The 512-nt window shown below is 53.9% G+C and carries 1 rRNA gene; it reads left to right on the top strand.

What is annotated here, in order from left to right:
* A 23S ribosomal RNA gene (locus JO375_RS05255) occupies positions 1-512 on the top strand; the annotation flags it as partial.

Below are 512 nucleotides of genomic sequence, written 5' to 3'. Positions count from 1 at the left end.
AGTACGTGGACGTAGACCCGAAACCGGGTGATCTACCCCTGTCCAGGGTGAAGGTGCGGTAACACGCACTGGAGGCCCGAACCCACGCATGTTGAAAAATGCGGGGATGAGGTGGGGGTAGCGGAGAAATTCCAATCGAACCCGGAGATAGCTGGTTCTCCCCGAAATAGCTTTAGGGCTAGCCTCGGAAGGTGAGTCGTGGAGGTAGAGCACTGATTGGGTGCGGGGCCCGCAAGGGTTACCAAGCTCAGTCAAACTCCGAATGCCATGGACTTCATTCCGGGAGTCAGACAGTGAGTGCTAAGATCCATTGTCAAAAGGGAAACAGCCCAGACCATCAGCTAAGGTCCCCAAGTGTGTGTTAAGTGGGAAAGGATGTGGAGTTGCACAGACAACCAGGATGTTGGCTTAGAAGCAGCCACCATTGAAAGAGTGCGTAATAGCTCACTGGTCGAGTGACTCTGCGCCGAAAATGTAACGGGGCTAAACACACCACCGAAGCTATGGCTTGA

Source organism: Paenibacillus farraposensis (genome assembly GCF_020736845.1).
GTDB classification, from domain to species: Bacteria; Bacillota; Bacilli; order Paenibacillales; family Paenibacillaceae; genus Paenibacillus; species Paenibacillus farraposensis.
The sequence above is the reverse complement of the archived record's forward strand: the minus strand, read 5'-3'. Positions and strand labels throughout refer to the sequence as shown.